This is a genomic window from Saccharospirillum impatiens DSM 12546 (genome assembly GCF_000423605.1).
Classification (GTDB): domain Bacteria; phylum Pseudomonadota; class Gammaproteobacteria; order Pseudomonadales; family Natronospirillaceae; genus Saccharospirillum; species Saccharospirillum impatiens.
This window is the reverse complement of record NZ_AUIH01000003.1, coordinates 213,746-239,680: the sequence shown is the minus strand read 5'-3', so window position 1 is coordinate 239,680 and position 25,935 is coordinate 213,746. Positions and strand designations below refer to the sequence as shown.

Sequence of the window (25,935 nt, the reverse complement as noted above, 5' to 3'; positions counted from 1 at the left end):
GTCATGAGTTGGATGTCTCACCCACCATGATGGCGCAATATGACGCCGAGCCCAATGGGCGGGGGAGGAGACCATCTCAGCGTCCTCTGGGTGACAGGGAGAATAGCCAACCGGTGATACGGACCTTTTGGCGATGATTACCGTCACCGGCCCGGATCCTTCCTGTCGCCCAGGGGACTGGCCTCCTACGAGTTGGTTAGCAGGCTGCGCGCGATTGATGTTCAAATGGCATTTGTTGTCAGCCTCATTGTCGAGTGTCCGGCAATTGAAAACCATTAATATGACCCTAACTAAGGGTGCAGTAGTTATTGCCAAGTCATCCCCTGTCGATTCAACAGGATTGGCGTACAATAGCGACATCTGAAGCAACCTGTGGGATGAAACCATGACCGACACCCTGGCAAACATCAAAGAGCAAATCGAATCCAACCCGGTATTGTTGTACATGAAAGGCAACCCGAATCAGCCGATGTGCGGGTTTTCTGCCCAGACTGTGCAAGCGGTGATGAGCTGCGGCAAGAAGTTCGCCTATGTTGACGTGCTGTCCAACCCGGATATCCGCGCCGAATTGCCGAAATACGCCAACTGGCCGACCTTTCCGCAACTGTGGGTTAACGGTGAATTGGTCGGTGGTTGCGACATCATCACCGACATGCACCAGAAGGGTGAGTTAAAATCGCTGATCGACGAAGTGGTTCCGGGCGAAGAAGAAGCCTGATCAACGTCGCTTGAACGGCTCGCGGGTGACCGGTTTGGTGACCCGCTATACCGCCCTGACAAGAAACCCTGCCTATGACCCAGCCACCGAAAGATCTGACTGACCACCAACTCCTGCGCTACAGCCGGCATATTTTGTTGCCGCAGGTCGATATCGCCGGTCAACAGCGCATTGTGAACAGTCGGGTGCTGGTTTTGGGCGCGGGTGGGCTGGGCAGTCCGATATTGTTGTATCTGGCAGCGGCGGGTGTTGGCGAGATTTTGATTGCTGACGGCGATTCGGTCGATGAAACCAATCTGCAGCGGCAGATTGTGCATCGCACAGGTAGCGTGGGCGAAAAGAAGACCGCCAGCGCGCGGGCGAACTTGGCTGAACTGAATTCCGATGTGGTCGTTACCGAGATCGACAGTCATCTTGATGAAGCCAGCATGCTTGGCTGGGCTCGGGGTTGCGATGTCGTTGTTATCGGGACCGATAATTTCAGCAGTCGTTATGCGGCTAACCGGGCATGCATGGCCCTGGGGATTCCCCTCGTCTCGGGTGCGGCCATAGGGTTGTCGGGGCAGGTCAGCGTGTTTGATTTCCGGCGTGATGACAGCCCCTGTTTCAGTTGCTTGTTTCCGGATGGGCTGGATGACGAAGCCAGCTGCGCCACAGCGGGCGTTCTTGGTCCGGTGGTTGGCATGATCGGCTCGGTACAGGCTGTTGAAACCCTGAAGCTGTTGGCCGGGTTTGGTGAGCCGTTGGTGGGCGTGTTGATGACGCTGGACGCGAGCGACCTCAGTTGGCAGCGATTCCGGTTCAAACGGCTGCCCGACTGCCCGGTATGCCAGCAGCGCTAACGACACTTGCCTTGTGCAGAGTCCGGTCGTGCAAGCCCGGCAATAACTTACTATTCTATGGGTGACCCAGGGTTATACGAGGTTTCCTTCCGCCACCGGAACATGCGCTTGACTGTGTGTTGACCGAATGGCTTCCCCGACCTGACAGGTCGGCGGTATTGCGCCGTTAGACCACCGTTTCAGTGTTACAGGAGTACCATGATGGACACCCTCTTTCATAATGACACCGGTTTGAGCCATCAGTTCATCGTGGCCATGCCCGATATGAACGACCCCTGGTTTACCGGCACCGTTTCATACCTGTTCCAGCACGATGACGAAGGGTGCATGGGCCTGGTGATCAATCGGCTGACCTCCATGACCCTGGGTGAAGTCTTTGAATCGCTCGATATCGAGTGCAACATCGAAGAATTGCTTGATCGCCCGGTTTATTCCGGAGGCCCGGTCATGCCCGAGCATGGCTTTATCATTCATCGCTCCAACGAAGGCCCCTGGAGCAGTACGGTCAATAACGGCCACCTGAGTATCACCACCAGCCCGGATATCCTGCAAGCCATCGCCCGGGGTGCCGGGCCGGAAGATTACCTGGTCTGTCTCGGGTGTTCTGGCTGGTCTCCCGGTCAACTGGAAGGCGAGTTGAAAGGCAATGCCTGGCTGACGGTTCCCGGTGACCTGACGCTGATCTTCGATGAAGGCCTGGAGACCCGTTACGATGCGGCGCTGCGCCGACTGGGTATCGACAAAACTTTCCTCAGCGACAGTGGTGGACAAGCCTGAGATCTGCCCATTTGGCTTTACAGTGCATGTTGAACTGCGTTCCTGCAGTACCTTGGCCCGGGACACTCAAGCTGGTTCAATGAGGCAATAAACACTGCTTACCGGAGTTATCATGACCACCGCTGTTCCCGCCATGCCCGGCCTGACTCTGGCCAGTATCGGGCAAGGCTTCTGGCGCCTGTTGCCGCTGTCGATGTTTGTTGTGGTGTTTGGCCTGGCCTATGGTTTGGCAGCGGTGCAAACCGGGCTGTCGCCGGTTCAGATCGTCTTTATGAGTTTCGCTGTCTTTGCCGGAACGGCTCAATTTGCCGCATTGGAACTGTGGGGTAACCAGATCCCCGTTTTTCCTCTGCTGGTCACTACCTTTGCCATTAATGCCCGTCTTTTGCTGATGGGCGCTAGCCTCTACCCCTGGCTGAAACAGGTGCCGGCGGGCCAGCGATATGGTTCCCTGCTGGTTATGTCCGATGCCAATTGGGCGATGACGTTGAACGATTGCCAGCAGGGCAAGCCGAACCTCGGCATGCTGGTCGGTGGCGGTGTCGCAATCTGGGTCACCTGGATGGGCGGTACCCTGCTCGGCATGACCTTCGGTAACCTCATTGCCAATCCGGCCCTCTTTGGGCTCGATATGGTGATGGGTTGTTTCATGTTGTCGATGGTGTTTGGCGGACGCAAGAGTCTGCGCATAGTGGTGGTCTGGTGCGTTGCCGCACTGACTGGCTGGCTAGCCTATATCTACTTGCCTGAAAATACGCACGTGGTGGTTGGGGCCGTCGGTGGTGGTCTGGTCGGGCTGTTCTGGCTTGATCAGCAACCGGCCAAGCCGCAGGAGGCCTCTGAATCATGATGGCAACCGACGGAATTAATGGCCTGATGGTCATACTGCTGATGGCGGCAGTCACCCTGATAACCCGTTTCGGCGGCGTGCTGGTGATGTCGGTCGTGCCGATCAACCCGCGCGTCGAGAGCTTTATTAACGCCATGTCCGGTTCAGTACTGATCGCCATTCTGGTACCGGTGGCGGTTGAGGGGGATGTAGCGGCGCGCATGGCGTTGCTGGCAACGGCCGGGGTTATGCTGGCCCTGCGCCGGCCAATGCCGGCCATAGCGGCCGGCATTGCGGTAGCGGCCGGTTGGCGCTACCTGATGTAATCTGCCGGATCAGCCAAGATGGGTGTTGAAGAACGCCACAGAGCGTTCCCAGGCCAATTCCGCAGCCGCTTCGTCGTAACGGGCGGTGGAATCGTTGTGAAAACCGTGGTTCGTCTGCGGGTAGATGTGCGCCGTGTAGTCCACACCATTGTTGCGCAGTGTGGCTTCATAATCCGGCCAGGAAGCGTTCACCCGGTCGTCCAGTTCCGCAAATTGCAGCAACAGCGGCGCCCGTACCTGATCCCGAAGGACTTGCGCTGCCGGGGTGCCGTAAAAAGGGACGCCTGCGTCCAACTGGTCCGGAATGCGCGCGGCCAGCATATTGACGACATAGCCCCCATAGCAGAAGCCCACGGCGCCGAGCTTGCCGGTCGACAGCTCATGGTTTTTCAGGAAGTCTGCCGCAGCGATGAAGTCTGCTTCCATTTTTGCCGAATCCAGCGAGCTTTGCATACTGCGGCCTTCGTCGTCGTTGCCCGGGTAGCCGCCCAGAGGGTGGAGGGCATCCGGAGCAAAGGCGATAAAGCCGGCTTTAGCCAGTCTGCGGGCAACATCTTCTATATAGGGGTTGAGCCCCCGATTCTCATGGATCACCAGCACAACCGGCGCCTGGCCGTCGAGGTTGGAGGGTACCACGAGGTAGCCCTGGCCTTCGCCATGCCCTTCGGGTGATGGAAACGCTGTGTAGGTGGCTTTGATATCCGGATCGTTAAACGAGACTTGCTCTGCTTCGGCGTAGTTGGGCATCAGTGCTGCTGTCAGGGTGCTCAGCGCGACGCCACCGGCCGATAAGGTCATCAGCCGGTTCATAAAGGTTCGCCGGTCAATCAGCCCGTGAGCGTATTGGTCGTACCAGTCGAAAGCTTGCTGCGGAGTGGCCTGACTTCGGGCATTCATGTTGGTTACTGGCGGATGGGTCGGTGTCTGAGTCATGTTGTGCTCTCCCTGGAGTCATCACATCGGTAGTCTATTCTTTTGTGTTGTCGGGTCGGTCGATCATGTACAGCGCTGATAATGGGTATGATCGTTTTTTGTACGACTGCGACGACTCAACAGATGATAGCCACTCAATAAAGTGGGGTTGCTCCGGACTGTGTAAATTCATCGGGCGGTTGGAATTCTCTGAATTTCAACCGCCCAACGGGGTATGGCTCAACGTGCCCAGCCAATGCTGAACAGCAGGTCGGAGTGCACAGATGTCCGGTCACTGTCGGCCTGATAGAGGGCATGCACCCCTAACCCTGCTGACACATTGAACGTTTCCCAGCGCCACAGGTATCCGGGTGTAACGCCCGCTTTGTAAATCCAGTCGGTATCGTATTCATCACCGCTCACCTCATCGGAGTTGTAGCCGATAACCTCTTGTCCGGCGAGAGCAAACAGTGTCCATTGCCAGCCGGTTTGAAAGGCTGCCTGCTCGAAATAGGTGTAGTTCAGGCCAGCTTCAAAGGCCGGCTCAATGCCGCTGACCGTCAGCGCAGGGCCCAGAGAGTGGTGTTGTCCCAGTCTGATATCGACTTCCAGGTTGACGAAGCTGCCAAACACCATCAACGGGTTGGTGCGAATGTTGACGATGTCGTCGGCCAGAGCCGGGCCGGTGATCACTGCGGCTAAAATCGCTAGCATTGGGGTGTGAATGGTCATCATAAAAACTCCTTAAAAGGCGCGGCCAATAGACAGTTCCCAGGCCGGGTAAACCCAGCCATCGGAGCCGAAACCATTGTCGCTGCTGGTTGCCGAGTTGTCGGTGTCAGCGACGAACTGGAGGCCAATGCCAGTATTAAACAGAAAGTCGGACCACACCCACTGGTAGGTCTGGGTGCCCTTTAGTCGCAGGCGGGCAATGCCGTTGTCGTTGAAATCGGCCCGGGTGATGACGTTGCTGTGCCAGCCGGGTGTAAATACGCCCCGGTCAAACCAGTCGAGTCGCACCCCCAGCGAGGTGGTGCGCTCATAGGAAAACCAGTCGCCATCGTGATGCCAGATACCGGCTCCGAGTGACACCGTGGGGCTGATTGCTCTGTCGATTTCGAGGTTGGGGAAGTCAGCGACGGCCAGTAACGGATCGATGCGGACTTTCCAGTTCGGTTCGGCCAGCACCATGCCCGGGGACAACAGTGTCGCGGCCAGAAGCCAGCTTTTAATGATGGGTTGGAACATCGTATTTCACTCCTTTGAACGTAAGACGGGGATTATCGCCGGCCTGTGATTAATTGCCAGCAATCCCGTGCAGGACTGCCAGGTGCCTGATGTCCAGAGTCAGGATAAAAGACGTTCACATTTTTATTGATCCGGGAGTGGTCGGGAACTGGATCAGGTTCGTAAGAGTGTCTTAGTCTTTGTCGAACTTTTGTGGATCGATAAAAAAGTCAATTGATTGTCACGGTTTTTCGTCGTTGCAGTCAAAAAAGCATGTAAACCGTGAGGGTGTAAAAAAATGGGATTGATTAAGCTGTTCTCCCAGATGTCAGTTCGAAGGCGTTTGGTCATAGGGTTTGGGTTGGTGCTGGCGGTGATGCTGGCGATCACCATGATCGGTGTGCGCAACGTTCAAACCATTGATCAGGGGCTGACTGCCATTACTGACCAGAACTCAGTGAAGCAGCGCTACGCCATTAATTTTCGGGGCAGCGTGCACGATCGGGCCATTGCCATTCGCGATGTGGTGCTTGCACCGAATACCGCTGCACTGAATGAAGAAATCGCTATTATTGAACGGTTGGAAGGTTTTTATCAGGACAGTGCCGGACCGCTGAATCGGTTGCTCAATAGTGGACAGAATGTTTCAGCCAGTGAGCGCCAGTTACTGTCTCGCATTCAGGCAGTGGAACAACGCACTGAACCACTGATCGAGGAGGTGATCGGGCTGCGTCAGGCAGGGCAACGTGAAGCGGCAGAGCGCCTGATGCTGGCCGAAGCCAAGCCGGCGTTTATTGACTGGCTGGCCTCGATCAATGCGTTCATCGATTATCAGGAAGCGCAGAGTCAGGCTATCACAGACGATATTCGCGAGGGTGCCGCCGGTTTTACGGCCTTTATGCTGTTATTGACGGCCCTGGCCATTGTGTTTGGTATTGTTCTGGCGGTATTGATCGAGCGCAGCCTCAGAGTGTCTCTGGGTGGAGAGCCCCGTGAAGTGGCCGACATCCTGGCAAGGGTGCAGGAAGGCGATCTGAGCCAGTCGATCCGCAAATCACCGGAGGGCAGTGTGTTGCATTCGGTGCAATTGATGCAGGACCGACTGGGCGAAGTGGTGACCAACATTGTTGATGCCTCGAAGCAACTGGGTAAAGAGGCGGTTGTGTTGTCCCGCGAGTCCCGGGATGCTCTGTCGATGGCTGAACAGCAGGGCGAATCGACCACCGATGCCGGAAATCGACTGGAAACCATGCGCCAGAGCGTGCTGCATACCGCTGAATTGCTGGAAGATACCGAAGAAAACTCATCGCAAACGGTGGAGCAGTCCGAAGCCGGCCGCCGGCTGATTGCTGAAACGGCCGTCGAGATTCGCAAGGTGTCGGACGTGGTTCATGCCGCCGTCGACCAGATTCGCCAGCTCGAGGCACGCACTGGAGAGATTGCGAATATTGCCGGGGTGATCAACGGCATTTCCGAACAGACGAATCTGCTGGCACTGAATGCGGCCATTGAAGCGGCCCGTGCCGGTGAGTCAGGCCGGGGCTTTGCAGTCGTAGCAGATGAGGTGCGCACTCTGGCACAGCGCACCGGCGACGCCACCGGGCAGATAGAATCCATGCTCGGCCAGATCCGTAAGGAAACTCAGGCCTCAGTGAGCGCAATGGAGTCTACATTGCCTCAGATTGAGAACGGTCTGAACCTGAGTGAGTCGTCCAATGAAGTGCTCACGGCCATTGATAATCAGGCCAATGATTCACTGAAAAAAGTGCGTCAGATTGTTGAGGTGATTCGAGTGCAGGTTGGTGACATTAATGAGCTTGTCGCCTCGATGGAAGGCGTCAGTGAGTCGTCCGCCAAGTCGATTCTGGCACTGCAGGCAAACCAGAATGCGGTGACGATACTGAGCGGTTTGGCGACGGAGCTGGAAGGTGAAGTTGAAGTGTTCCAGGTGCCGCATGATAACCGCAAGCGGTAAAATGCAGCGGTATTGATAAAAGGCATGTGTATGAATAAAAGCGACTGATCCATTTGGACAGTCGCTTTTTTGTTGATGGCAACGTTGACGAGGGTGATATCGCTGCGGCTACCGGACTGCAGGCACTATATGCTGACTGACCAGTCGATGCAGGCGATCGCGATAACCGCTGCGACCGGACGGTTCATTCTCTTCGGAGGTGATGGCGATGGTCAGCTCCAATTCAGGCAATACGTAAATCATCTGGCCGCCATAACCCCAGCCATAGTAGCCGTCAACGCCGGAAAACGACTGGATAAACCAGCCATAGCCGTAGCCGCCGCGATGAAATCTCGATTGGGTGCGTCTCTCCCAACTGGCGTCGATCCAATCCTGGGACAAGAGTTGGTCGCCATTGGCGGTCTGGCCGTCCCGGCGATAGAGTTCACCCAGCGCGAGCAGGGATTCGGGCGTCATCCCGACCTGGTTGCCACCCATGGGAATGCCCTGAGGGTCCTTTAACCAGCTGTCTACACGAACGCCGGCGGGCGCCAACCAGCGGTTAGCCAGGACGTGTGTGGACTCTCCTGACTCGCGCATCAGAATGGCGGACAACAAGTGCGTACTGCCGGTTGAATACTGCATGTCACCGCCGGGCTCTTCGACAAAGGGGCGGGCGAGAGCATTGCGAACCCAGTTGTCGCTGACCACCCAGGCTCCGTAGTTGCGCCCGGAAGTGCGTTCCAGTCCTGCTTGCATGGACAACAGGTGCCCAATGGTAATCTCGCTCAGGCGCGGATCCGGATCGTCCGGAAGCTGATCTCGCAGCAAGGGGGCAATGGGCTGATCGACACCGTCGAGCAGACCTTTGTCGATTGCTATGCCCACCAGAGTAGCCACCAGTGTTTTAGACGCCGACTTGATGTTGGTTGACGCGGAAAGGCTAGCCCCGTTGTAGGCTTCGGCCCAGATCACCTCGCCCCGATGGGCGATGTGAATGGTTTTCAGGGTGGAGAGTGGCCGGGTGCCGGCTTGCAAGCCGGCTCTGAGCGATTCCATGTCAACGGCATGAGCCGGTGATGACACCAGCAATACGATGACAGCGGCTGCCAGAGTATGGACGGGAGAACGAGCCGGGAGTGACGTCAGTTGCATGCAGTATTCCTGTAACACGTGGCCTGATGATACGCAGGTCGCCCTCGCTTCGGTTCAGTAGCGCCGATGCTGGCTACCGGTGCATAGGGTCAAGACAGATGAAACCGACCGACCAGTGCCGTTTGGTGACGAGCCAGTTCGCGCAGTTGCTGGCTGTTGTCCGCGGCTTGGCGGGCTGTCTCTGCCAGGGATTCTGCCATATCTGAAATATGCACAACATTTTCCGTGACCTCCCGGGCCACGGCACTTTGTTCTTCCGACGCGGTGGCGATCGACTGGCTCATGTCGTTAATATCCGCCAGTCGTTTCACCATGGCGGCCAGAGAATCGCCGGTTTGCTGAGACTGACTGGCCGAGGCTTGCGCCAGCGACTGGTTGCTCGACACGATGGCGACCGCTTGCTCGGATTGCTGCTGCAGCCGGTCGATCATCACGCGAATGTCGTTGGCAGACTGCTGTGACCGGTTCGCCAGAGTCCTCACTTCGTCGGCGACGACGGCGAAACCCCGGCCCTGCTCGCCAGCACGTGCTGCTTCAATGGCCGCATTCAGCGCCAGCAGGTTGGTTTGCTCGGCTATGGCCTGGATGACATCGAGAATGGTGCCAATCTGCTGGCTTTCATCTCGCAGGGTCTCAATGACGGTTTTGGCGTGTGCCTGAGAGTCGTTTAATTGCCGGGCGGAATCGATGTTCTGCTGCATGCTGGCCATGTTCTGCTCGGCCGATTCAGTCACTTCAGAGACTTCGGACCGCGAGCGTTCCGCATTGGCGGCGACTTCCTGAATAGCGCTTTCCATTTCGGTTATGGCGGTAGCTACGGAGTGGGTCTGCTCTTGCTGTTGTTCAACGCTGGTTCGAGTGGTTGCGCTGACTTCCGAGGTACTGGCCGACAGCTCGGCAACCTGCTCTGACGATGTCCGGATGTCGCGAATCACATCGCTTAGCCGGTCTGCCAGGGCATTGACGTTGCCGGCTATTTGTCCTATTTCATCGGTTGAGGTGTGTCTGATGCGCTCGCCAAGCTCACCCTGAGCTAACTGGTCGAGAACCGTCAGTGTCTCGGCCATGGGTTTGCGTATGGAGCGAACAATGGAAAACCCGATGAATACCGAAATGATCAGAGCGATAACCAGCAAGCCCAGTGTAATGGCTATCGCCCGGCTGGCCATGGCGTTTCCTTCCCGGGTCGCTTGTGCTGACAAGCTGCGGGTTGCGCCGACCAGGTTATCCAGCGCAGCGAGGTTGGCATCCATGGTGTTGTTCAGTGTGTCCAGCACTGCAGTGCTGCGATCATTCAGCTCAACGTACCGTTTATGGCTTTGAAACAGCCCGGCTTCACCACCAATGGCGGTACGCAGCAGATCAATGTAGTCGTTCGTGTCACTGGCGTACTGAGTGAAATTCGTTTCGATCGCGTCAGCCTTGGCATTCAGTTGTTCCAGAGTGGTGTTCAGCTGGGATTCAATCTGACCCATCCTTTCTGAGGAGTTGATCGCCAGCGCCCGTTGTAAATAGGCCTGGGCGCCTTCTGCCTGAGCGATGATATAGTCGATTTCCCATTGCAGGCCGGAATCCCCCTGAGCGGCAGCCCTGGAGCCAATGGCATTCAGATCGCCGGCGAAAAAGATCCACTCGTCATCAAATTGCTGGGCTTGCTCAAGCGCGTTCCTGCGGGTTTGAACCCGCTGGTTCTGCAGTGCCAGGTGATCGTTACCGGTTACGAAGAGGTCATCTGCCAATGCCTGGCTGGCGGCGAGTTGACCGCTGAGGTCCGGGTAGGCTTCAAGCCGTTGTATCAGGCTTTGAAACAGGCTGTCGTAGCCGGATCGCGCGTTAGTGAATTGGCTTTCCAACATGGATCGGCGCTCGGCACCGTCAGCATTGGCGTGCAGTATGACAGCGCGGTTGGCCTCTTGAAGGGTGTTGCGCAGGCGGTTGGTATCATCCAGCAGGGGCCCCAGTTGGCCGGAGGTCAGTTCCAATTGCCCGGCCAGGCGGTTTTCGACGACCAGCGAATAGAGCGTAATCATCGAGAACAAAATCAGTAAGGTGGTAAAACCGGCGATAACCCGGGCAATCAGGGACAGCTTCATAGTCTGGATCCAAAACCGCCGGGCCAGTTGGGGCCGGGCACTGTTGTTTGAGTGAGACCTGTGATTATGCCGGTATTTGATCGATCGGTCAGTTATTGTTCTGTGACAATTTGGGTGACCCGGCTAATTATCGTATCGGCCACATGGCCAAAGTGTTAAGTGCGGTGGGGGCTTAAATGAATCGAACCGGGGGCAGGAGGCGAGGTACGCCTGATCACCCTGGCCAGGGTGATCAGGCTTTGACAGCTTAGCCTTGCAGCTTGCTTTTCAGTATGTCGTTGACCTGAGCCGGGTTGGCCTGGCCCTTGGAGGCTTTCATGACCTGGCCGACAAAAAATCCGAACAGTTTGTCTTTACCACTGCGGTAATCAGCCACCTGTCCGGGGTTGGCGGCAATGACCTCGTCAATCATCGCTTCAATCGCCCCTGAATCGCTGACTTGCTTCAAACCCTGAGCCTCGATGATCTCGTCGGCCGAGCCTTCACCCCGAAACATGGCTTCGAAAACCGTTTTGGCGATCTTGTTGGAGACGGTGTTGTCCTGGATGCGTTGGATCAGCAGGCCGAGGTCGGCTGCGGATACCGGGCTGTCGGAAATCTCCTGCTCATACCGGTTCAACTGGCCGGCCAGTTCTCCCATGCACCAGTTGGCTGCCAGTTTGGCGTCTTTGGACACATCGACCACGGCTTCAAAATAGTCGGCCATGGCACGGCTGGCGGCCAGTACCGTTGCGTCGTAGTCAGACAGGCTGTAGTCGGCTTTGAACCGTTCGATCTTTGCATCCGGCAACTCGGGCAAGTGGTCGCGCACATCCTGAATGTAAGCGTCGTCGATTTCGACCGGTAACAGGTCTGGCTCCGGGAAGTAACGGTAGTCATTGGCAAACTCTTTCGAGCGCATACTGCGGGTTTCGTTCTTGTCTGCGTCGTAAAGCCGGGTTTCCTGAGTGATGGTGCCACCGTCTTCAATGACGTCGATGTGGCGCTGAACTTCAACGTTGATCGCTTTTTCGACAAACTTGAACGAGTTGATGTTCTTGATCTCGGTCCGGGTGCCGAATTCAGTCTGGCCTTTCGGCCGAATGGATACGTTGGCATCACAGCGCAAGCTGCCTTCGGCCATGTTGCCATCGGAAATGCCAATGTAGGTGACGATGCTGTGAATCTTCTTCAGGTAAGCCACGGCTTCTTTTGCCGAGCGCAGGTCCGGTTCGGAGACGATTTCCAGCAGGGGTGTCCCGGCCCGGTTGAGGTCAATACCGGTCATGCCTTCGAAGTCTTCATGCAGGGACTTGCCGGCATCTTCTTCAAGGTGAGCACGGGTGACGCCAATGGTACGGGTACTACCGTCGTCGAGCACGATGTCGACTTCGCCCAGGCCAACAATGGGTTCATCCATCTGGGTAATCTGGTAGCCCTTGGGTGAGTCCGGGTAAAAATAGTTTTTGCGGTCGAACACTGAGCGTTTACCGATGTGGGCATCGATTGCCAGGCCAAAGGCCACCGCCTTGCGCAGTGCATTCTCGTTGAACACCGGTAAGGCGCCGGGCATGGCCAGGTCCACCAGGCTGGCCTGAGTGTTGGGCTCGGCACCATACTGGGTGCTGGAGCCGGAAAATATTTTCGACCGGGTCGACAGCTGAACGTGTATTTCCAGCCCGATTACGGTTTCCCATTCCATGTTTTGGGTCCTCTGCTGGCGGCGGGCACTGGGGCCCGCTGCTCACTTGCGTTTAACGGAGTGTTGTCTGTCTGTCGAGTGTCAGTGCGCCGGTCTCAGAGTACCGGTGACTGCTGGTGCCAGTTGGTCGCCTGTTGGTACTGGTGGCCAATATTTAACAGGTGGCTTTCCTCGAAATAATTTCCGATCAACTGCAGGCCGACCGGTAGTCCCGAAACCTGGCCACAGGGCAGGGCCAGAGCAGGCAGACCTGCCAGGTTGGTCGACAGGGTATAGATGTCTTCCAGATACATGGCAACCGGGTCATTGCTTTTCTCACCCAGTGTCCAGGCCGGTGAGGGCGTGGTGGGGGCGAGTATCACATCGACTTCCCGGAAACCGGTCTGGAAGTCATCCCGGATCAGGCGACGCAGCTGCTGGGCCTTTTTGTAATAGGCATCGTAGTAGCCAGCCGACAATGCATAGGTGCCGACCAGAATGCGACGCTGTACTTCCGCGCCAAAGCCTTCGGCGCGGCTGCGTTTGTACAGATCTTCGAGATCCACCGGGTCCTGACACCGGTAGCCATAGCGAACGCCGTCGTAGCGTGACAGGTTGGTCGAGGCTTCGGCCGGGGCAATGATGTAATAGGCCGGTATCGACAGCTCGGTGCGCGGCAGGGAGATCTCTTTTACGGTGGCCCCGAGTTTTTCCAGCTCGCTGACAGCGGCCATGACCGCGGCACGAATGCCTTCATTCAGACCATCGCCGAAATACTCTTTGGGCAGGCCAATACGCAAGCCTGCCAGCGGCTCGTTCAGGCGCGCCTTATAGTCGTCGACCGGGCGATCCATGCTGGTGGAATCTTTGGGGTCGAAACCGGCGATGGTGTTGAGCATCAGCGCTGCATCTTCGGCGGTTTGAGTCATGGGGCCGCCACAATCGAGGGAGGATCCATAAGCGATCATGCCCCAGCGGGATACCCGACCATAGGTCGGTTTCAGGCCAGTAATACCGGTGAACGCCGCTGGCTGGCGAATGGAGCCGCCGGTATCGGTTCCTGTGGCTGCTGCGGCCAACCGTGCGGCTACAGCGGTAGCAGACCCACCTGAAGAGCCGCCTGGCACCGTTTCCCGGTTCCAGGGGTTGCGGGTGGGCCCGTAGTAGCTGGATTCAGTGGAGGAACCCATCGCAAATTCGTCGAGGTTGGTTTTGCCGAGCATGACGGCACCCGCACTGCCCAGGCGGGCTGTTACGGTGGACTCATAAGGGGCAATGAAGTTATCGAGCATGCGCGAGCCGCAGCTGGTGCGCACACCTTCCGTGCAAAAAATATCTTTGTGGGCAATGGGCAGGCCGGTCAGCGGATTCGCATTACCAGCCGCGCGTTGCTCGTCGGCCCTGGCCGCCTGAGCCAGGGCAATCTCGTCGGTGACGGTAATGTAGGCGTTCAGGTCGGCGTTGTGGGACCGGATGCGCTCCAGATAAGCCTGGGTCAATTCAACGCTGCTGAAGTCACCCCGGGCCAGACCGGCGGACAGTTGGGTCAGTGTTTTATCTAGCATGTCGGGTCTGGCTCACTCTATGACTTTGGGGACAAGGTACAGGCCGTCGGTCGCACTGGGTGCAATCGACTGATAGGCATCACGCTGATTGCTCTCGGTGACGTCATCTGCACGCAACCGGGCTGTTGCATCGAGCGGATTGGACAATGGCTCGACACCATCGGTATTGATCTTCTGCAACTGGTCAGCCAGATCGAGAATGCTCGACAGGCTGGCTACTGTTTCTGACATGGCGTCTTCGCTGACCTGTAATCGGGCCAGCTGGGCAACATTTTCCACCTGGGAGCGGTCTAGGCTCATGGTTGTGGATCTCCTGGGGCTACTTTAGGGGCCCGTACACTCGGCCAGTGGCGGCTGAGCAAGCTTTACACGCTGCTTCAATACGCATCGGGCGGGTGGACGACAAATCTGTCTCATTTTGAGCGGGCTGAGCCAGGCGCGTGCCTCTCGAACCTGAAATGATGTCCGGGTTGATTCAAACGGACGAATCTGCACCGGTGTTCAGATCACATTCGGGTGTATTAACGCTTTAACTCTACCCAATAAATCATTGATGAGGCATAAGTTATCATATTTACAGCTTGCCCAAAATCCCTGCCATTGATACATTGCCGGGCTGTGTCATGGCTTTAATAGTGTGGATTTATTGGGTTGTCATCAGGAAATCCCGTAGCCGGTTTCCCATACCCTCTTGTACCACACCCATCAGAATTGGAATCATCAAAAAATGTTTAAAAAGATTCGGGGACTTTTTTCAAGCGACTTGTCGATTGACCTGGGTACTGCAAATACGCTGATTTATGTGCGCGATCGAGATATCGTCTTGAATGAACCGTCGGTTGTGGCTGTGCGCCTGACCGGTAACACGAAAACCGTCGCAGCCGTTGGTGAAGAAGCCAAGCGCATGCTGGGCCGGACACCGGGCAGCATTCAGGCGATTCGCCCGCTGAAAGACGGCGTTATCGCTGACTTTCACGTCACCGAAAAGATGCTTCAGCATTTTATCGCCAAAGTTCATGAGAACAGCTGGTTTGCACCGAGCCCGCGCGTCCTGATTTGTGTACCCTGCAAGTCCACCCAGGTAGAACGCAAAGCCATTCGCGAATCGGCCTTTGGTGCCGGTGCCCGTGAAGTGTTTCTGGTGGAAGAGCCCATGGCGGCAGCCATCGGCGCTGGTTTGCCGGTCGAGGAAGCGCGCGGTTCCATGGTGGTTGACATCGGTGGTGGTACCACGGAAATCGCGGTTATTTCATTGAATGGTGTGGTTTATGCCGAGTCGGTTCGGGTCGGCGGTGACCGCTTCGATGAAGCCATAGTGGCCTATATTCGTCGCAACTACGGCTCACTGATCGGTGAAGCGACGGCCGAGCGCATTAAAATCGAGATCGGTTGTGCCTATCCGGGCACCGAAATTCGGGAAATAGACGTTCGCGGTCGTAACCTGGCCGAAGGCATACCCCGCAGTTTCACCCTGAACTCAAATGAAGTGCTCGAAGCCCTGCAGGAAAGCCTGTCGGCGATTGTTCAGGCGGTAAAAAGTGCGCTTGAGCAAACCCCTCCTGAACTGGCCTCCGATATCGCTGAGCGTGGCCTGGTACTGACCGGTGGTGGTGCCTTGTTGCGTGATATCGACAAGCTGCTGAGCGAAGAAACAGGCTTGCCGGTATTGGTTGCTGATGATCCGTTGACCTGCGTGGCCCGCGGTGGTGGCCGTGCACTGGAAATGATGGATGAACGTGTATTCGACTTTTTCAGTGAATAATGGTCACCTGCGGCCTGAGCCGGTCTAAACCCGGCTTGACTGCAGGCTCGCCTTACCTCTGGGTAGGTGCGACCCGCATTTCATAGGAGAGTCTGTCATCAAAGCGCTGTTTTCTGCCGGTCCACAACACGGCTATCGTCTTTTGGTAGCTGTGGTGGTCTCTGTCGCGCTGATGGCCCTGGATGCCCGCTACACCCAGGTCGACTATCTGCGACAAACCCTGTCTTATCTGGTATCTCCCGTACAATCCCTAATCAGCCTGCCCACCGATATGGTCGAGTGGTCGAGTCGGACATTCGCCGAACGTGACGAATTGATCGAAGACAACCGGTCGCTGAACAATCAGGTGCTGGTGCTTCGCCAGCAAGCGCAACGGCTGGCGGTGCTTGAGGCCGAAAATGAGCGCTTGCGTCGCCTGTTGGACGCGACCCCCCGGTTCGAAGCAGACTACCTGACCGCCGAGATGCTCAGTGTCGACCCTGACCCTTTTACCCATCAGGTCATCATTAATCGCGGCGCTCAGGATGGAGTCTATGTCGGCCAGGCTGTGTTGGACGCAACGGGGTTATTTGGCCAGGTGATTCAGGTCAATTCACTGACGTCACGTGTGTTGATGGTGGCCGATGCCAACCACGCCGTACCGGTGCAAATTAATCGCAACGGCATGCGCAGCATTGTTGTGGGAACGGGAGACCTGAACGTGCTGGAAATGGAATTTGTCCCCAGTACGGCCGATGTTCAGATCGGTGACTTGCTAATAACGTCGGGCCTTGCCGGGCGTTTCCCCGAGGGGTATCCGGTCGCTGAAGTTCAAGCCATCGAATACGATACCGGCGAACCTTTTGCGACCATACGGGCCAGACCCCTGGCTGAATTGTCACGCAGTCGTAATTTACTGCTCATCTTCAAGCGGGAGTCGGAATGAAAGCCAAACCCGCCAAAGGTCTGTGGGTGATTGCCCTCAGTTTTTTCATCGCCTTTCTGCTAGCAGCGGTGCCATTGCCACAGATGATCGCTCTGGCCAGGCCAGATTGGGTCGGGCTGTTTTTGATTTTTTGGGCCCTGGTACTTCCCGATCGTGTTGGCATTACCGTTGGCTTTTGCATCGGCCTGTTGCAGGACGTTGTGCTGGGCACCTATCTTGGTGTGTTTGCCTTGTCCTACAGCGGGCTGGCGTATCTGGTGTTGCTGTTGCACCAGCGGTTGCGCATGTATCCGATCTTGCAGCAGGCTCTGGTGGTGTTTTTGATCATTGCTGTCAGTCAGTTGCTGGTGCAATGGTGTCGCGATTTTCTGGGGTCGGGCATAACGGGCGAAATGCATTTGTTGCCGTCGCTGGTGAGTGCGTTGCTGTGGCCCTGGGTCTATGTCATTTTGCGGGCATTGCAATTGCGGTTTCGGGTGCAGTAAGCAAACGGCACTCGTGCTGTGCTGCGTTCCGGTGTCGAAAGCCGTGTTCGTTTTTTGGTTTCGTTTTTTGGAAGGAGTCGACATGTCCCTGTACCTGGCTTCACAGTCACCTCGCCGACGTGAGTTACTCAATGGCCTGGGGGTTGAGTTTTCCATTTTGCCCATCGAAATCGATGAGAGCATGCAATCACTGGAAAGTGCCGCCGACTACGTCGGTCGCCTGGCGCGTGAGAAAGCCGCAGCCGGATTGGCCGTTGTTGCCGGTCGTGGTGAGTCCGGTGCGCTGGTGCTCGGTTCTGACACGGCGGTAGTGGTAGACCGTGACATATTGGGTAAACCGCGCGACCGTGAGGATTTTCTGGATATGATGGAGCGGCTGTCCGGCCGGGCTCATGATGTCATGACATCGATCGCTCTGGCCAGTCACGATCAGGTGGATGTCGAGGTGGTTACTTCCAGAGTCGTTTTTGCCGAGTTGATGCCGGAACAGGCCCGGGCATACTGGGATACACAGGAGCCCTGTGACAAGGCAGGGGGGTATGCGGTGCAAGGCCTTGCCTCTGTGTTTATCAAACGCATTGAGGGCAGCTATTCTGCTATTGTAGGTCTACCACTGCGCGAAACGGCCCAGCTTCTGACCCGGCGTGGTGTGGTCGTCTGGGATGGCGCTCTGGTGTCGGTCTGAAAGGGCGATTGCAGCGATATTGCAACCAGACATTGTGAGCCTGGGGCACGATTATTGCGCCAGCGCTTGAATCGAAGGGTACGAACAGGCTCAGCTATGAATTCAGAAATATTGGTAAACGTTACGCCGATGGAGACCCGGGTTGCCGTTGTTGAGAACGGCGCTGTCCAGGAGATATTCATCGAGCGGGAGCAAACACGCGGTATTGTTGGCAACATATACCGTGGCAAAGTTGTTCGTGTCTTGCCGGGCATGCAAGCCGCCTTTGTCGACATAGGCCTCGATCGGGCCGCTTTTATACATGCGTCGGATTTTGATCAGCCCAAACGCGATGGCGAGGCCCAGAAATCCATTCAGGCACTGGTTCGTGAAGGCGAATCGATCACGGTGCAGGTCATCAAAGACCCCATAGGCACCAAAGGGGCCCGTCTGACCACCCATCTGTCCATACCTTCCCGTTATCTGGTTTACATGCCGGACTCCAATCACATTGGCGTCTCTCAGCGAATCGATGGTGAAGAGGAGCGCGAACGTCTGCGTGCTTTGGTGGTGAAAGTCAAAGCGGATGAAGGTATTGAAAAAGGCGGCTACATCCTGCGTACGGCAGCGGAGGGCATTGGCGAGGCGGAAATTCAGTCTGATCTGAATTATCTGAAACGCGTGTTCCGCGTGCTGGGCGAGCGTATTGTGGAGACACCGGGGCCTGCGACCATTTACGAAGATTTGCCGCTGTATCTGCGGGTTGCACGTGATCTGGTGAGGGCGGATGTTGAAAAAATCCGCATCGACTCGAAAGAAACCTACACCAAAGTCATCGACTTCGTGCGCAAATACACTCCCGAAGTGGAACCGGTGTTTGAGTATTACCCCGGCGAACGACCGATTTTTGATTTGTTTGCGGTCGAAGACGAGATTCGGCGCGCACTTGGACGCAAAGTCGAGTTGAAATCAGGCGGGTATCTGATCATTGATCAGACCGAAGCGATGACGACCGTAGACGTCAACACCGGTGCCTTTGTAGGGCACCGCAACCTGGAAGAGACGATCTTCAAGACCAACCTGGAGGCGGTTACCACCATCGTTCGGCAACTTCGCCTGCGTAACCTGGGCGGTATCATCATCATCGACTTTATCGACATGGACGATTCCGAACATCAGCGCCAGGTACTGCGCATGCTTGAAAAGTATCTGGAAAAGGATCATGCGAAAAGTAAGCTGACCGGCGTGTCTGACCTCGGGCTGGTTGAAATGACTCGCAAACGCACCCGGGAAAGTCTTGAGCACATGATGACGGAGACCTGTTCGGTGTGCCACGGGCGTGGCCGGGTGAAAACACCCCAAACAGTCTGCTACGAAGTGTTTCGTGAAATTCTTCGCGAAGAACGCGCTTACAACAACGACCAGTACCTGGTGTTGGCGTCTCAGGAAGTGGTTGATCGACTGTTGGATGAAGAGTCGTCCAATTTGGCCGATCTTGAGGATTTTATCGGTAAACCGATACGGTTTCAGGTTGAACCCATGTACAGCCAGGAACAATTTGATGTCATTTTGCAGTAAGTCGGAGCCCCGCCTGATGGTTCCCTCAGGCTTGGACACCCACAGTGGCATAGCTGCCCAAACGCTGAAGCGCTGATTCATGGCCCGTATTCGTATGGTAAAAGCACTGGGTACCGTGCTGCTGAAGATTGCCGCGTTCTGGATCTTACTGGTGGCCGCCTATTTGGCGCTTGGCCGACAGTTCTTCCCGCTTATTGAACGCTACAACGCTGAGTTGGCACTGATGCTCAGCGATCGGCTCAATACGTCGGTTTCCATTGGTGGTCTTACCGGTGAATGGCGTCAGTTTAACCCCATTCTGATTGCCGAAGACGTTCAGATCAGTTCGACACTCAGTGTCGATCGCATGTTGCTGGAGCCGGCTCTGATACAGTCACTGGTAACGCTGTCGCCGGTGTTCAAGCGTTTTGAACTGACTGGTTTTGAAGCCAATCTGGCGCAAACAGAGCAGGGCTGGACGTTTGCCGGTGTCGGGGGCTCCGGTCGCGCTGGCGCGCCGGATATGTCGCTGGCCCGAGTAATCGCGCTGATACGCCAGCAACGGGAAGTGCGCTTTACCGACATGGCCCTGCACATCGAACCGCTGCTGTTACCGGGTATGACCGTTGCGATGGAATCGGCACAACTGACCGGCCTCGGGGATGATAACTGGATGCGAGCCCAGGCCAGCGTCAATTACGATGGCCTGTCAGTTCCAATCGAGTTGCAACTGGAAAGCAGCCGTCAGAACAATCAATACGAAGTTGACCTCTATGCCCGCCATGGAGCCTTTGATATGGCGCCCTGGTTGCAGAAGCAATTTCCTGATGTGCGCCAGGTGTCCCTGGCAGGCGAATACTGGATCAGTCTGACGCGTGATCAGTGGCAGTCGGTTCAAGCCCGGTTGCAGAGCCCGGTCACCCGATTCAGCGGCAGCCGCAGCGACATGGCGGTGCGCGATCTGGACATGGAGCTATTTGCCGAACGAAGCGCGGAAGGTGTTGACCTGTGGCTGCACCATTTTACCCATGAGTTGGAGCGATCCCCGGCCATAACGCCCGAGATTCAGAACGAATTTGTCGTTCGTGCGAGTCAGCGTCAGTCCCGATGGCAGGTGCAGTGGGACCAACTGCCGATGGCGCCCATCAGTGCCTTTTTAGCAGTGAACGACAACAGTGGCTATTGGCGTCAGGCATTTCCCGAAGGGCGTATTGATCAGGGCAAACTGTCGTATCGGCTCGGCCAGGCCAACTCGCTGCGCCTGACGGCGGCCGTCAACAATGTCCGGATGCAACCCTATTCGGGTATTCCGGGTGTCAGTGGCATCAGCGGAACTGTGCGGGCGGAAGGCAACACAGCTCAGGTGAGTTTCGATAACAGGGGCGTTAACTTTGAGTTGCCGGCCATTTATGACCAGCCTTTTGTGTTTGAGCGCATTGACGGGGTTCTGGATGTTCGCTGGTCGGCCGGTGCGGGCGTGCAACTGGAAGGGCAGCATCGAGCCACCATTGCGCCTGACGCAACGCAATTGTCTCTGGGTGTCCCGTCTCAACCCCTAACCGGTCATTGGCGCGTTGACCTGGTGAATAGCAGCGACATTGCCGCCGACCAGCGAGAAATTGGTTTACGGTTGGCGGTGGCGACGGAATCCACCGGTGCCAGTTGGGCCAAGCGGCTGACGCCGGATAGTCGTTTGCCCGATGCAGTTAAACCCTGGATCGTTGACAATCTCCAGTCCGGTCGGTTCTCGGATCTGGATTTTTCTTTTGCATCCGGTTTTCGTGGCGGCCGCATGACCGACAGCGGGCTCGCCCTGGTGACTGATTTCAGTCAGGCCGAGGTCAGCTTCAATGATGACTGGCCCGCGATCACCGGCGGTTCTGGGCAGGTTCGGGTATCACTCGACGACTTGTACGTTGATGCACAGAGCGGCGATCTTGCTGGTGTTGGCTTGCGCAGAGGCCAGTTGCATCTGCCTTTCTCCGAACGGGAGCTGCTCATTGATCTTGATGTTGCCGCCGATGCAGACCAGGCGCTGGCCTTGTTCAAACAAGACGGTCCCCTCGACTATCTGGCGGCCGATGTGGTCAGTGACTGGACATTGGCGGGTGCAACCGAAGCCAGTTTGAATCTCCGTGTACCGTTGAGCGGCGAGTCCATCGATGTGGCGCTGATCAGTCAGGTGAGTAACGGCAAGCTTGACCTGGCCGAACTGGATCTGAGCCTGTCGGAGCTGAGCGGTAGCATTGGATATAACCGCGAGCGAGGGCTCTATTCGGACCGACTTGATGGCCAGCTGTTTGGGACCGGGCTCCAGGCGCGGTTGACCTCCGACCTGATTGGCGACAATAGCCGGGTTAGCCTTTCGGTGTCGGGTGAAACCCCTCTGGATGCCTGGGGGCGCTGGTTGGGTGATCCCTGGTTGGCGAGTCAGCCATACCAGGTTGCTGCAGATGCCCGGCTGGATTTCTTGCCCGGCGAGACCCGTATTTCAGTTCAGTCAGACCTGGTCAACCTGCCGCTGGCATTTCCGGCAATAGTGGGTAAAACGGCTGAAACATCGCGACCCCTGGCACTGAATCTGGTGTTTTCAGAAAACCAGGGCTTGGCCATATCAGGCCATTACAATGAGGTGTTGCAGTGGGCTTTCGACGTCTCTCCAGATAGCCGACTGGAAGCCGGAACACTGGCCCTAAACACCCCCCTTGAGCGGCGTTCACAACCCGGTATTTATGTTGATGCTCTATTGCCCGATGCGGATATCGACCAATGGCGTGCCGCCTTGCAGTCTGTCGCGGATCTATACCGCGACGCAGATTCCCCCCTGGCCGAGATCGGGTCAGAGACGGGTCTGCAGCAGGTGCGTGAAGTCAACTTGCGGGGTGCGCTGTGGCGCGGACAGGGGCTGAACTGGACCCAGCCACGTGTACAGATACTCAGCAGTGACGAGGGTTGGCTGGCTACACTGGAAGCCCGGGAGCTCAGTGGGCGGGTGTTAATCCCATTCAACGGAGACCCGCACTTCGCTGACTTTGATTTTGTGAACATCGATCGAACGCCTCAAAGCGACTCTGCTTCGTCATCAGGGGGTGCCGATGCCACGGCCGAACCGGATCCTATGGCTATGTTTCGACCGGATGACCTGCCAGATGCGAACCTGCAAATTGCCCGATTGTCGATTGATGGTCGGGATATGGGCAGTTGGCGCGCTGAAATTCGGCGAGTAGGCGACAGCGCAGTTTTGCAGAATCTAAGGGTCGAAATGCCTGAAGCGCGTCTGGAGGGCGAACTCACCTGGCGGTATCTCGATAACGAACATCGGACCGCTTTCAAGGGCCAGATTCGGACCGGCAATATTTTGAGCGTTTTGCAAAGCTGGGACTACGCCCCAGTGCTCGAAAGCCGCACAGGGCAGTTTGATTTGGACTTTGAATGGCCGGGTACGCCTGCTTATTTTGATTATAAGCGACTTCGGGGTCGCATCGAGCTGCGTCTGACCAACGGGGCGATTCTCGAACTGGATGAATACGAAGGCGTGAAACTGGTGGGCCTGCTTAACTTCACTCGGGTTCTGCGCCGTCTCGCGCTGGATTTCTCCGACCTGATTCGAGATGGCATCAGTTACGATGTCATCGAGGGTGAATTGCTGTTTGATCGGGGTTTTGCCCGGGTCGGGGACCGGTTGCTGATCGACGGACCGTCAACCAAGTTCCGCTTCAGTGGCGATGCCGACCTGGTTCGCGACGTGTTGGATGTTGATATGGTGATGACGGTGCCGTTGTCGAGCACGTTCCCACTGGTCGCCTTGTTAGCCGGCGTAACGCCCCAGGCGGCAGCGGCGATTTACGTCACAGAACGGGTGTTTAACAATGAGCTGGAGCGCCTGAGTTCAGCACGCATGCATGTGACCGGGTCGCTGGAGGAGCCTGAGCTTCGCTTCTATCGTGTGTTTGATATCAACAGTGGGAGTGCCCTGAGCCCCAGCGTTGGTGATCGGTTGCGTAATGTTGTACCCACCAATCCAGGTAGTCCGGGTTCACCCTGAGTATCACCAATCTGCCGGTGTAAACCCTAACAGGAGGCGTTTTTATGAGATGGTATCTGGCCCAGATGATCAGCACGCGTGATCTGCAGGAAAATCTCGTTAACGTGGACCGACATCTGGCCGCCGCGGCTGAAGCGGGTGCTGATGCCGTGCAGTTACCGGAAATGTTCGCGGTGTTCGGTGGCGGTGTCGCGAAAGCGCTTGCCGCCAGCGAAACGGAGTTTACCGGCCCTGTCGGTCAGCGCCTGCGTGATGCGGCCCGCCGTTACGGGCTCTGGATCGTCGCCGGGACGATACCGGTGTTTGCACCGAACGAAGCGAAGCCCAGAGCCCGGATGCACGTTCTTGACGATCAGGGCGACGTTCGGGCGCAGTACGATAAAATTCATCTCTTTGATGCCGCTGTCAGCGACGCCCAGGGCAGATACCGCGAGTCCGATCATTATCAGCCAGGGCAGGATGTGGTGACCCTGGAAACCCCTTGGGGGCACTGGGGGCTTAGCGTCTGCTACGATCTGCGTTTTCCGGAACTGTATCGTATTCAACGCAATCGCGGGGTCGATACCTTTGTCGTGCCTTCTGCGTTCACCCGCTCAACCGGCCAGGCACACTGGGAAGTGCTGTGTCGCGCCCGGGCCATTGAAAATGCCAGTTACCTGGTAGCGGCCAATCAGGGGGGGCAGCACGATGAAAAACGCCAAACCTGGGGGCACAGCCTGATGGTTGATCCCTGGGGAGTCGTCAGCGATGTGGGTGAGGGCGAACAGGGGTTCACTGTGGAGACAGACCTGGCAAGGGTGGATTCAGTGCGCCTGAACATGCCTACACATGAGCATCGCAGACTGTAGAAAGATCAGGGCTGCTGGATCTGCCAGGAAAACACACGGGGCTCGTCCATTGTGCCGTTCGGTTTCAATTGTGCTTCGCTGACCTGAATGTGCCCGCTGCTGTGGACAGCGATCCAGGTGCGACATCGGCTGCCATAGCGCTCCGAGGTGATCGTCTGGGCCGACAGGGTTCGTTCCCACTCTTTCGGCACACCGGTATCGGGCAGTTGATCATCCGGTTGGGGCGTTGAATCCGACAGTATGGGTAAACTGGCCAGGTCGGAAGGTTGCCACGGCATCACCCCGAGCTTGTCATGGTGTTCGGTCATCTGTTTGCGGGCCAGTTCAACTTTGGGCCAGGGCGTGTTGATGGCATCGTTGCTGAGCCCGTGAATGCCCGATTCCAGCCATTGCCCCTGAGGATGATCGGAACTGAACCAGAATAAACCGGATTGATCGAACAGAACCAGATTGAAGCCCGCGTAATGGTCGATATCGGGCAGCAGGGACTGGTGAAAGGCACGGATGCTGTGAGGAGCTTGCAAAAATGTCAGTGGCAGTTCACCGCGGCTGCGCTGGCCTGTCCGGCCCAGGTGGCCCGGCCGGATGTTGGTGAGCAGTGCCATGCGACCTGCGGGGTCGACGGCCAGCCAGGTCCCCCCGGCTTTGAGATCCCGGCCGGCCAATACCGGGGCGGTGCTGTGCTCTGTGGTTTGCCACCAGTGCATGGCCTCAGTCGGCCGGTCCAGAAATTCATCGCGGTTGGCCGTCAACAACAGAGGCCAGTCGTGTCCGGGGCGATAGTCAATAACGCACAGGCACATCGTCAGTTCACCGCCATGCTGTGCAGCGCTACCCGGTTACCTTCGCTGTCACGAATAACCGCACGGAAACCAAAGGGCGTTAGGGGATGAAGGGGTTGTTCTATGCTGCCGCCGTAAGGCTCAACCCGTGCCAGTGCCTGTTCCAGTCGCCCGTGGCAATTGAGGTAGGGCAATGGGCCAAGCCCGCCGGGAGTTGACGTTTGCAGAATCAGTGCGACCGCAACCTCACCTTTGCTGTGGCGAAAAACCGCCATATCGGCCTGGGGACGCTGATCAACCAGAACCCAGTCGAGCACCGGTTGATAAAACCCAATGGCACGGTCAAGGTCAAGCACCGGTATATCCAGCCAGACGAGCGGATTCGAACGGTTCATGGGTGGTAACGGTATTTAGACGGGCAAGACGAGGCGTTAGACAGAGCCACAGTTAACACAACCTTTTTTAAAGAGTCGCAGGGGCTTATAGCCAGGAAGCAAGGGTTTGTTGAATCTGGTCGATCCAGGTCAGTGACTGATGAACGCCCGATTCGGCACCGACCGGATTCTTCATCAAGTAACCGGGTGTCACCTCAGGCTGCCCAAGCACCACATACAGGGCCGTGATGGCCAGAGTGACCAGAGTGAGTGTAAGCAGCGTTGAACCTTTCATCCTTGTACCTGACCTGTTTGAGTATCTGCTGTGCATTTACATCAATTCAAACAGTCTAGCACCAACTCCCTGCGCCTGAAAGAGACTGGCTTTACCCATGGCGTGACGGTTATGTTCAGTCCACCGGCAGGGTTATCAAA

At 56.7% G+C, this 25,935-nt stretch carries 24 protein-coding genes; 13 read left to right on the top strand and 11 right to left on the bottom strand.

Annotated elements, in window-relative coordinates; genetic code table 11:
• Positions 1-385 precede the first annotated feature (385 nt).
• From grxD to G565_RS0103605, 5 genes are all read left to right on the top strand, one after another.
• The gene (grxD, locus tag G565_RS0103625; protein WP_028669745.1) at positions 386-718 is read left to right on the top strand and encodes a Grx4 family monothiol glutaredoxin; all 333 of its coding nucleotides are present in this window, start codon (positions 386-388) and stop codon (positions 716-718) included.
• A 74-nt stretch (positions 719-792) separates the two neighbouring features.
• Positions 793-1,560 (top strand): HesA/MoeB/ThiF family protein, encoded by a 768-nt coding sequence (locus G565_RS0103620; protein ID WP_037337441.1) that lies wholly within the window; start codon positions 793-795, stop codon positions 1,558-1,560.
• Between the two features lie 198 nt (positions 1,561-1,758).
• Complete coding sequence (locus G565_RS0103615; RefSeq protein WP_084649201.1) at positions 1,759-2,337, top strand: YqgE/AlgH family protein; 579 nt, start codon at positions 1,759-1,761, stop codon at positions 2,335-2,337.
• A 112-nt stretch (positions 2,338-2,449) separates the two neighbouring features.
• Complete coding sequence (locus tag G565_RS0103610; protein WP_028669742.1) at positions 2,450-3,187, top strand: AzlC family ABC transporter permease; 738 nt, start codon at positions 2,450-2,452, stop codon at positions 3,185-3,187.
• Positions 3,184-3,492: an AzlD family protein gene (locus tag G565_RS0103605; RefSeq protein ID WP_037337438.1), complete on the top strand. Its 309-nt coding sequence runs from the start codon at positions 3,184-3,186 to the stop codon at positions 3,490-3,492. The genes G565_RS0103610 and G565_RS0103605 overlap by 4 nt, the downstream gene beginning before the upstream one ends.
• Before the next feature lie 9 nt (positions 3,493-3,501).
• Here the strand turns inward: G565_RS0103605 and G565_RS0103600 are convergent, their stop codons facing one another.
• The 3 genes from G565_RS0103600 to G565_RS0103590 all read right to left on the bottom strand — a co-directional run bounded on the left by G565_RS0103600 (position 3,502) and on the right by G565_RS0103590 (position 5,652).
• Positions 3,502-4,425, bottom strand: coding sequence for a dienelactone hydrolase family protein (locus tag G565_RS0103600; RefSeq protein ID WP_245584113.1), 924 nt, complete (start codon positions 4,423-4,425; stop codon positions 3,502-3,504).
• Positions 4,426-4,644: 219 nt separating this feature from the next.
• Positions 4,645-5,139: a hypothetical protein gene (locus tag G565_RS0103595; RefSeq protein WP_028669739.1), complete on the bottom strand. Its 495-nt coding sequence runs from the start codon at positions 5,137-5,139 to the stop codon at positions 4,645-4,647.
• Positions 5,140-5,148: 9 nt separating this feature from the next.
• Positions 5,149-5,652 (bottom strand): polysaccharide deacetylase family protein, encoded by a 504-nt coding sequence (locus G565_RS0103590; protein WP_028669738.1) that lies wholly within the window; start codon positions 5,650-5,652, stop codon positions 5,149-5,151.
• 277 nt (positions 5,653-5,929) lie between these two features.
• Between G565_RS0103590 and G565_RS0103585 the strand changes: the two genes are divergently transcribed.
• On the top strand, positions 5,930-7,606 hold the full coding sequence (locus G565_RS0103585; protein ID WP_051207260.1) for a methyl-accepting chemotaxis protein: 1,677 nt from the start codon (positions 5,930-5,932) through the stop codon (positions 7,604-7,606).
• A gap of 108 nt (positions 7,607-7,714) precedes the next feature.
• Here the strand turns inward: G565_RS0103585 and G565_RS0103580 are convergent, their stop codons facing one another.
• The 5 genes from G565_RS0103580 to gatC all read right to left on the bottom strand — a co-directional run bounded on the left by G565_RS0103580 (position 7,715) and on the right by gatC (position 14,358).
• Entirely contained in the window at positions 7,715-8,740 is a 1,026-nt protein-coding gene (locus G565_RS0103580) for a serine hydrolase domain-containing protein (RefSeq protein WP_028669736.1), read from the bottom strand.
• Positions 8,741-8,829: 89 nt separating this feature from the next.
• Positions 8,830-10,833 (bottom strand): methyl-accepting chemotaxis protein, encoded by a 2,004-nt coding sequence (locus tag G565_RS25755; protein ID WP_051207258.1) that lies wholly within the window; start codon positions 10,831-10,833, stop codon positions 8,830-8,832.
• A 247-nt stretch (positions 10,834-11,080) separates the two neighbouring features.
• Entirely contained in the window at positions 11,081-12,514 is a 1,434-nt protein-coding gene (gene gatB, locus G565_RS0103570; protein WP_028669735.1) for an Asp-tRNA(Asn)/Glu-tRNA(Gln) amidotransferase subunit GatB, read from the bottom strand.
• Between the two features lie 95 nt (positions 12,515-12,609).
• Positions 12,610-14,058, bottom strand: a complete 1,449-nt coding sequence (gatA, locus tag G565_RS0103565) for an Asp-tRNA(Asn)/Glu-tRNA(Gln) amidotransferase subunit GatA (protein ID WP_028669734.1) — start codon at positions 14,056-14,058, stop codon at positions 12,610-12,612.
• 12 nt (positions 14,059-14,070) lie between these two features.
• Positions 14,071-14,358 carry an Asp-tRNA(Asn)/Glu-tRNA(Gln) amidotransferase subunit GatC gene (gatC, locus tag G565_RS0103560; RefSeq protein ID WP_028669733.1) on the bottom strand — a complete coding sequence of 96 codons (288 nt, stop codon included), beginning with the start codon at positions 14,356-14,358 and terminating at the stop codon, positions 14,071-14,073.
• Positions 14,359-14,785: 427 nt separating this feature from the next.
• Here gatC and G565_RS0103555 point away from each other — a divergent pair, with 427 nt between their 5' ends.
• The 7 genes from G565_RS0103555 (at position 14,786) to G565_RS0103525 (ending at position 24,344) form a co-directional block, all read left to right on the top strand.
• Entirely contained in the window at positions 14,786-15,820 is a 1,035-nt protein-coding gene (locus G565_RS0103555; RefSeq protein ID WP_028669732.1) for a rod shape-determining protein, read from the top strand.
• A 151-nt stretch (positions 15,821-15,971) separates the two neighbouring features.
• Positions 15,972-16,745, top strand: coding sequence for a rod shape-determining protein MreC (mreC, locus tag G565_RS22805; RefSeq protein WP_245584115.1), 774 nt, complete (start codon positions 15,972-15,974; stop codon positions 16,743-16,745).
• The gene (gene mreD, locus G565_RS0103545) at positions 16,742-17,230 is read left to right on the top strand and encodes a rod shape-determining protein MreD (protein WP_028669731.1); all 489 of its coding nucleotides are present in this window, start codon (positions 16,742-16,744) and stop codon (positions 17,228-17,230) included. Before mreC ends, mreD begins: the two co-directional genes overlap by 4 nt.
• A gap of 82 nt (positions 17,231-17,312) precedes the next feature.
• Positions 17,313-17,915 carry a Maf family protein gene (locus G565_RS0103540; protein WP_028669730.1) on the top strand — a complete coding sequence of 201 codons (603 nt, stop codon included), beginning with the start codon at positions 17,313-17,315 and terminating at the stop codon, positions 17,913-17,915.
• Between the two features lie 96 nt (positions 17,916-18,011).
• The gene (gene rng, locus G565_RS0103535; RefSeq protein ID WP_028669729.1) at positions 18,012-19,472 is read left to right on the top strand and encodes a ribonuclease G; all 1,461 of its coding nucleotides are present in this window, start codon (positions 18,012-18,014) and stop codon (positions 19,470-19,472) included.
• Positions 19,473-19,551: 79 nt separating this feature from the next.
• Entirely contained in the window at positions 19,552-23,496 is a 3,945-nt protein-coding gene (locus tag G565_RS0103530; RefSeq protein ID WP_028669728.1) for a YhdP family phospholipid transporter, read from the top strand.
• Between the two features lie 44 nt (positions 23,497-23,540).
• A complete protein-coding gene (locus G565_RS0103525) occupies positions 23,541-24,344 on the top strand; it encodes a carbon-nitrogen hydrolase family protein (protein WP_028669727.1) in 804 nt (267 codons plus the stop codon).
• Between the two features lie 5 nt (positions 24,345-24,349).
• On the opposite strand, the gene G565_RS0103520 is transcribed toward G565_RS0103525, so the two are convergent.
• The 3 genes from G565_RS0103520 to G565_RS0103510 form a co-directional block, all read right to left on the bottom strand.
• Positions 24,350-25,147 (bottom strand): NRDE family protein, encoded by a 798-nt coding sequence (locus G565_RS0103520; RefSeq protein ID WP_028669726.1) that lies wholly within the window; start codon positions 25,145-25,147, stop codon positions 24,350-24,352.
• A 2-nt stretch (positions 25,148-25,149) separates the two neighbouring features.
• Positions 25,150-25,521, bottom strand: a complete 372-nt coding sequence (locus G565_RS0103515) for a VOC family protein (RefSeq protein WP_028669725.1) — start codon at positions 25,519-25,521, stop codon at positions 25,150-25,152.
• A gap of 85 nt (positions 25,522-25,606) precedes the next feature.
• Positions 25,607-25,795: a hypothetical protein gene (locus G565_RS0103510; protein WP_028669724.1), complete on the bottom strand. Its 189-nt coding sequence runs from the start codon at positions 25,793-25,795 to the stop codon at positions 25,607-25,609.
• Between the last annotated feature and the right edge of the window lie 140 nt (positions 25,796-25,935).

What these genes read in the sequence shown, in the direction of transcription:
- G565_RS0103585 (WP_051207260.1), top strand. Translation starts at nt 5,930, where the DNA reads ATGGGATTGATTAAGCTGTTCTCCCAGATGTCAGTTCGAAGGCGTTTG.
- rng (WP_028669729.1), top strand. Translation starts at nt 18,012, where the DNA reads ATGAATTCAGAAATATTGGTAAACGTTACGCCGATGGAGACCCGGGTT.
- G565_RS0103580 (WP_028669736.1), bottom strand. Translation starts at nt 8,740, where the DNA reads ATGCAACTGACGTCACTCCCGGCTCGTTCTCCCGTCCATACTCTGGCA.
- G565_RS0103510 (WP_028669724.1), bottom strand. Translation starts at nt 25,795, where the DNA reads ATGAAAGGTTCAACGCTGCTTACACTCACTCTGGTCACTCTGGCCATC.
- G565_RS0103615 (WP_084649201.1), top strand. Translation starts at nt 1,759, where the DNA reads ATGATGGACACCCTCTTTCATAATGACACCGGTTTGAGCCATCAGTTC.
- G565_RS0103540 (WP_028669730.1), top strand. Translation starts at nt 17,313, where the DNA reads ATGTCCCTGTACCTGGCTTCACAGTCACCTCGCCGACGTGAGTTACTC.
- G565_RS0103530 (WP_028669728.1), top strand. Translation starts at nt 19,552, where the DNA reads ATGGCCCGTATTCGTATGGTAAAAGCACTGGGTACCGTGCTGCTGAAG.
- gatC (WP_028669733.1), bottom strand. Translation starts at nt 14,358, where the DNA reads ATGAGCCTAGACCGCTCCCAGGTGGAAAATGTTGCCCAGCTGGCCCGA.
- G565_RS0103515 (WP_028669725.1), bottom strand. Translation starts at nt 25,521, where the DNA reads ATGAACCGTTCGAATCCGCTCGTCTGGCTGGATATACCGGTGCTTGAC.
- gatB (WP_028669735.1), bottom strand. Translation starts at nt 12,514, where the DNA reads ATGGAATGGGAAACCGTAATCGGGCTGGAAATACACGTTCAGCTGTCG.
- mreD (WP_028669731.1), top strand. Translation starts at nt 16,742, where the DNA reads ATGAAAGCCAAACCCGCCAAAGGTCTGTGGGTGATTGCCCTCAGTTTT.
- G565_RS0103610 (WP_028669742.1), top strand. Translation starts at nt 2,450, where the DNA reads ATGACCACCGCTGTTCCCGCCATGCCCGGCCTGACTCTGGCCAGTATC.
- gatA (WP_028669734.1), bottom strand. Translation starts at nt 14,058, where the DNA reads ATGCTAGATAAAACACTGACCCAACTGTCCGCCGGTCTGGCCCGGGGT.
- G565_RS0103555 (WP_028669732.1), top strand. Translation starts at nt 14,786, where the DNA reads ATGTTTAAAAAGATTCGGGGACTTTTTTCAAGCGACTTGTCGATTGAC.
- G565_RS0103605 (WP_037337438.1), top strand. Translation starts at nt 3,184, where the DNA reads ATGATGGCAACCGACGGAATTAATGGCCTGATGGTCATACTGCTGATG.
- G565_RS0103520 (WP_028669726.1), bottom strand. Translation starts at nt 25,147, where the DNA reads ATGTGCCTGTGCGTTATTGACTATCGCCCCGGACACGACTGGCCTCTG.
- G565_RS0103525 (WP_028669727.1), top strand. Translation starts at nt 23,541, where the DNA reads ATGAGATGGTATCTGGCCCAGATGATCAGCACGCGTGATCTGCAGGAA.
- G565_RS0103590 (WP_028669738.1), bottom strand. Translation starts at nt 5,652, where the DNA reads ATGTTCCAACCCATCATTAAAAGCTGGCTTCTGGCCGCGACACTGTTG.
- grxD (WP_028669745.1), top strand. Translation starts at nt 386, where the DNA reads ATGACCGACACCCTGGCAAACATCAAAGAGCAAATCGAATCCAACCCG.
- G565_RS0103600 (WP_245584113.1), bottom strand. Translation starts at nt 4,425, where the DNA reads ATGACTCAGACACCGACCCATCCGCCAGTAACCAACATGAATGCCCGA.
- G565_RS0103595 (WP_028669739.1), bottom strand. Translation starts at nt 5,139, where the DNA reads ATGATGACCATTCACACCCCAATGCTAGCGATTTTAGCCGCAGTGATC.
- G565_RS25755 (WP_051207258.1), bottom strand. Translation starts at nt 10,833, where the DNA reads ATGAAGCTGTCCCTGATTGCCCGGGTTATCGCCGGTTTTACCACCTTA.
- G565_RS0103620 (WP_037337441.1), top strand. Translation starts at nt 793, where the DNA reads ATGACCCAGCCACCGAAAGATCTGACTGACCACCAACTCCTGCGCTAC.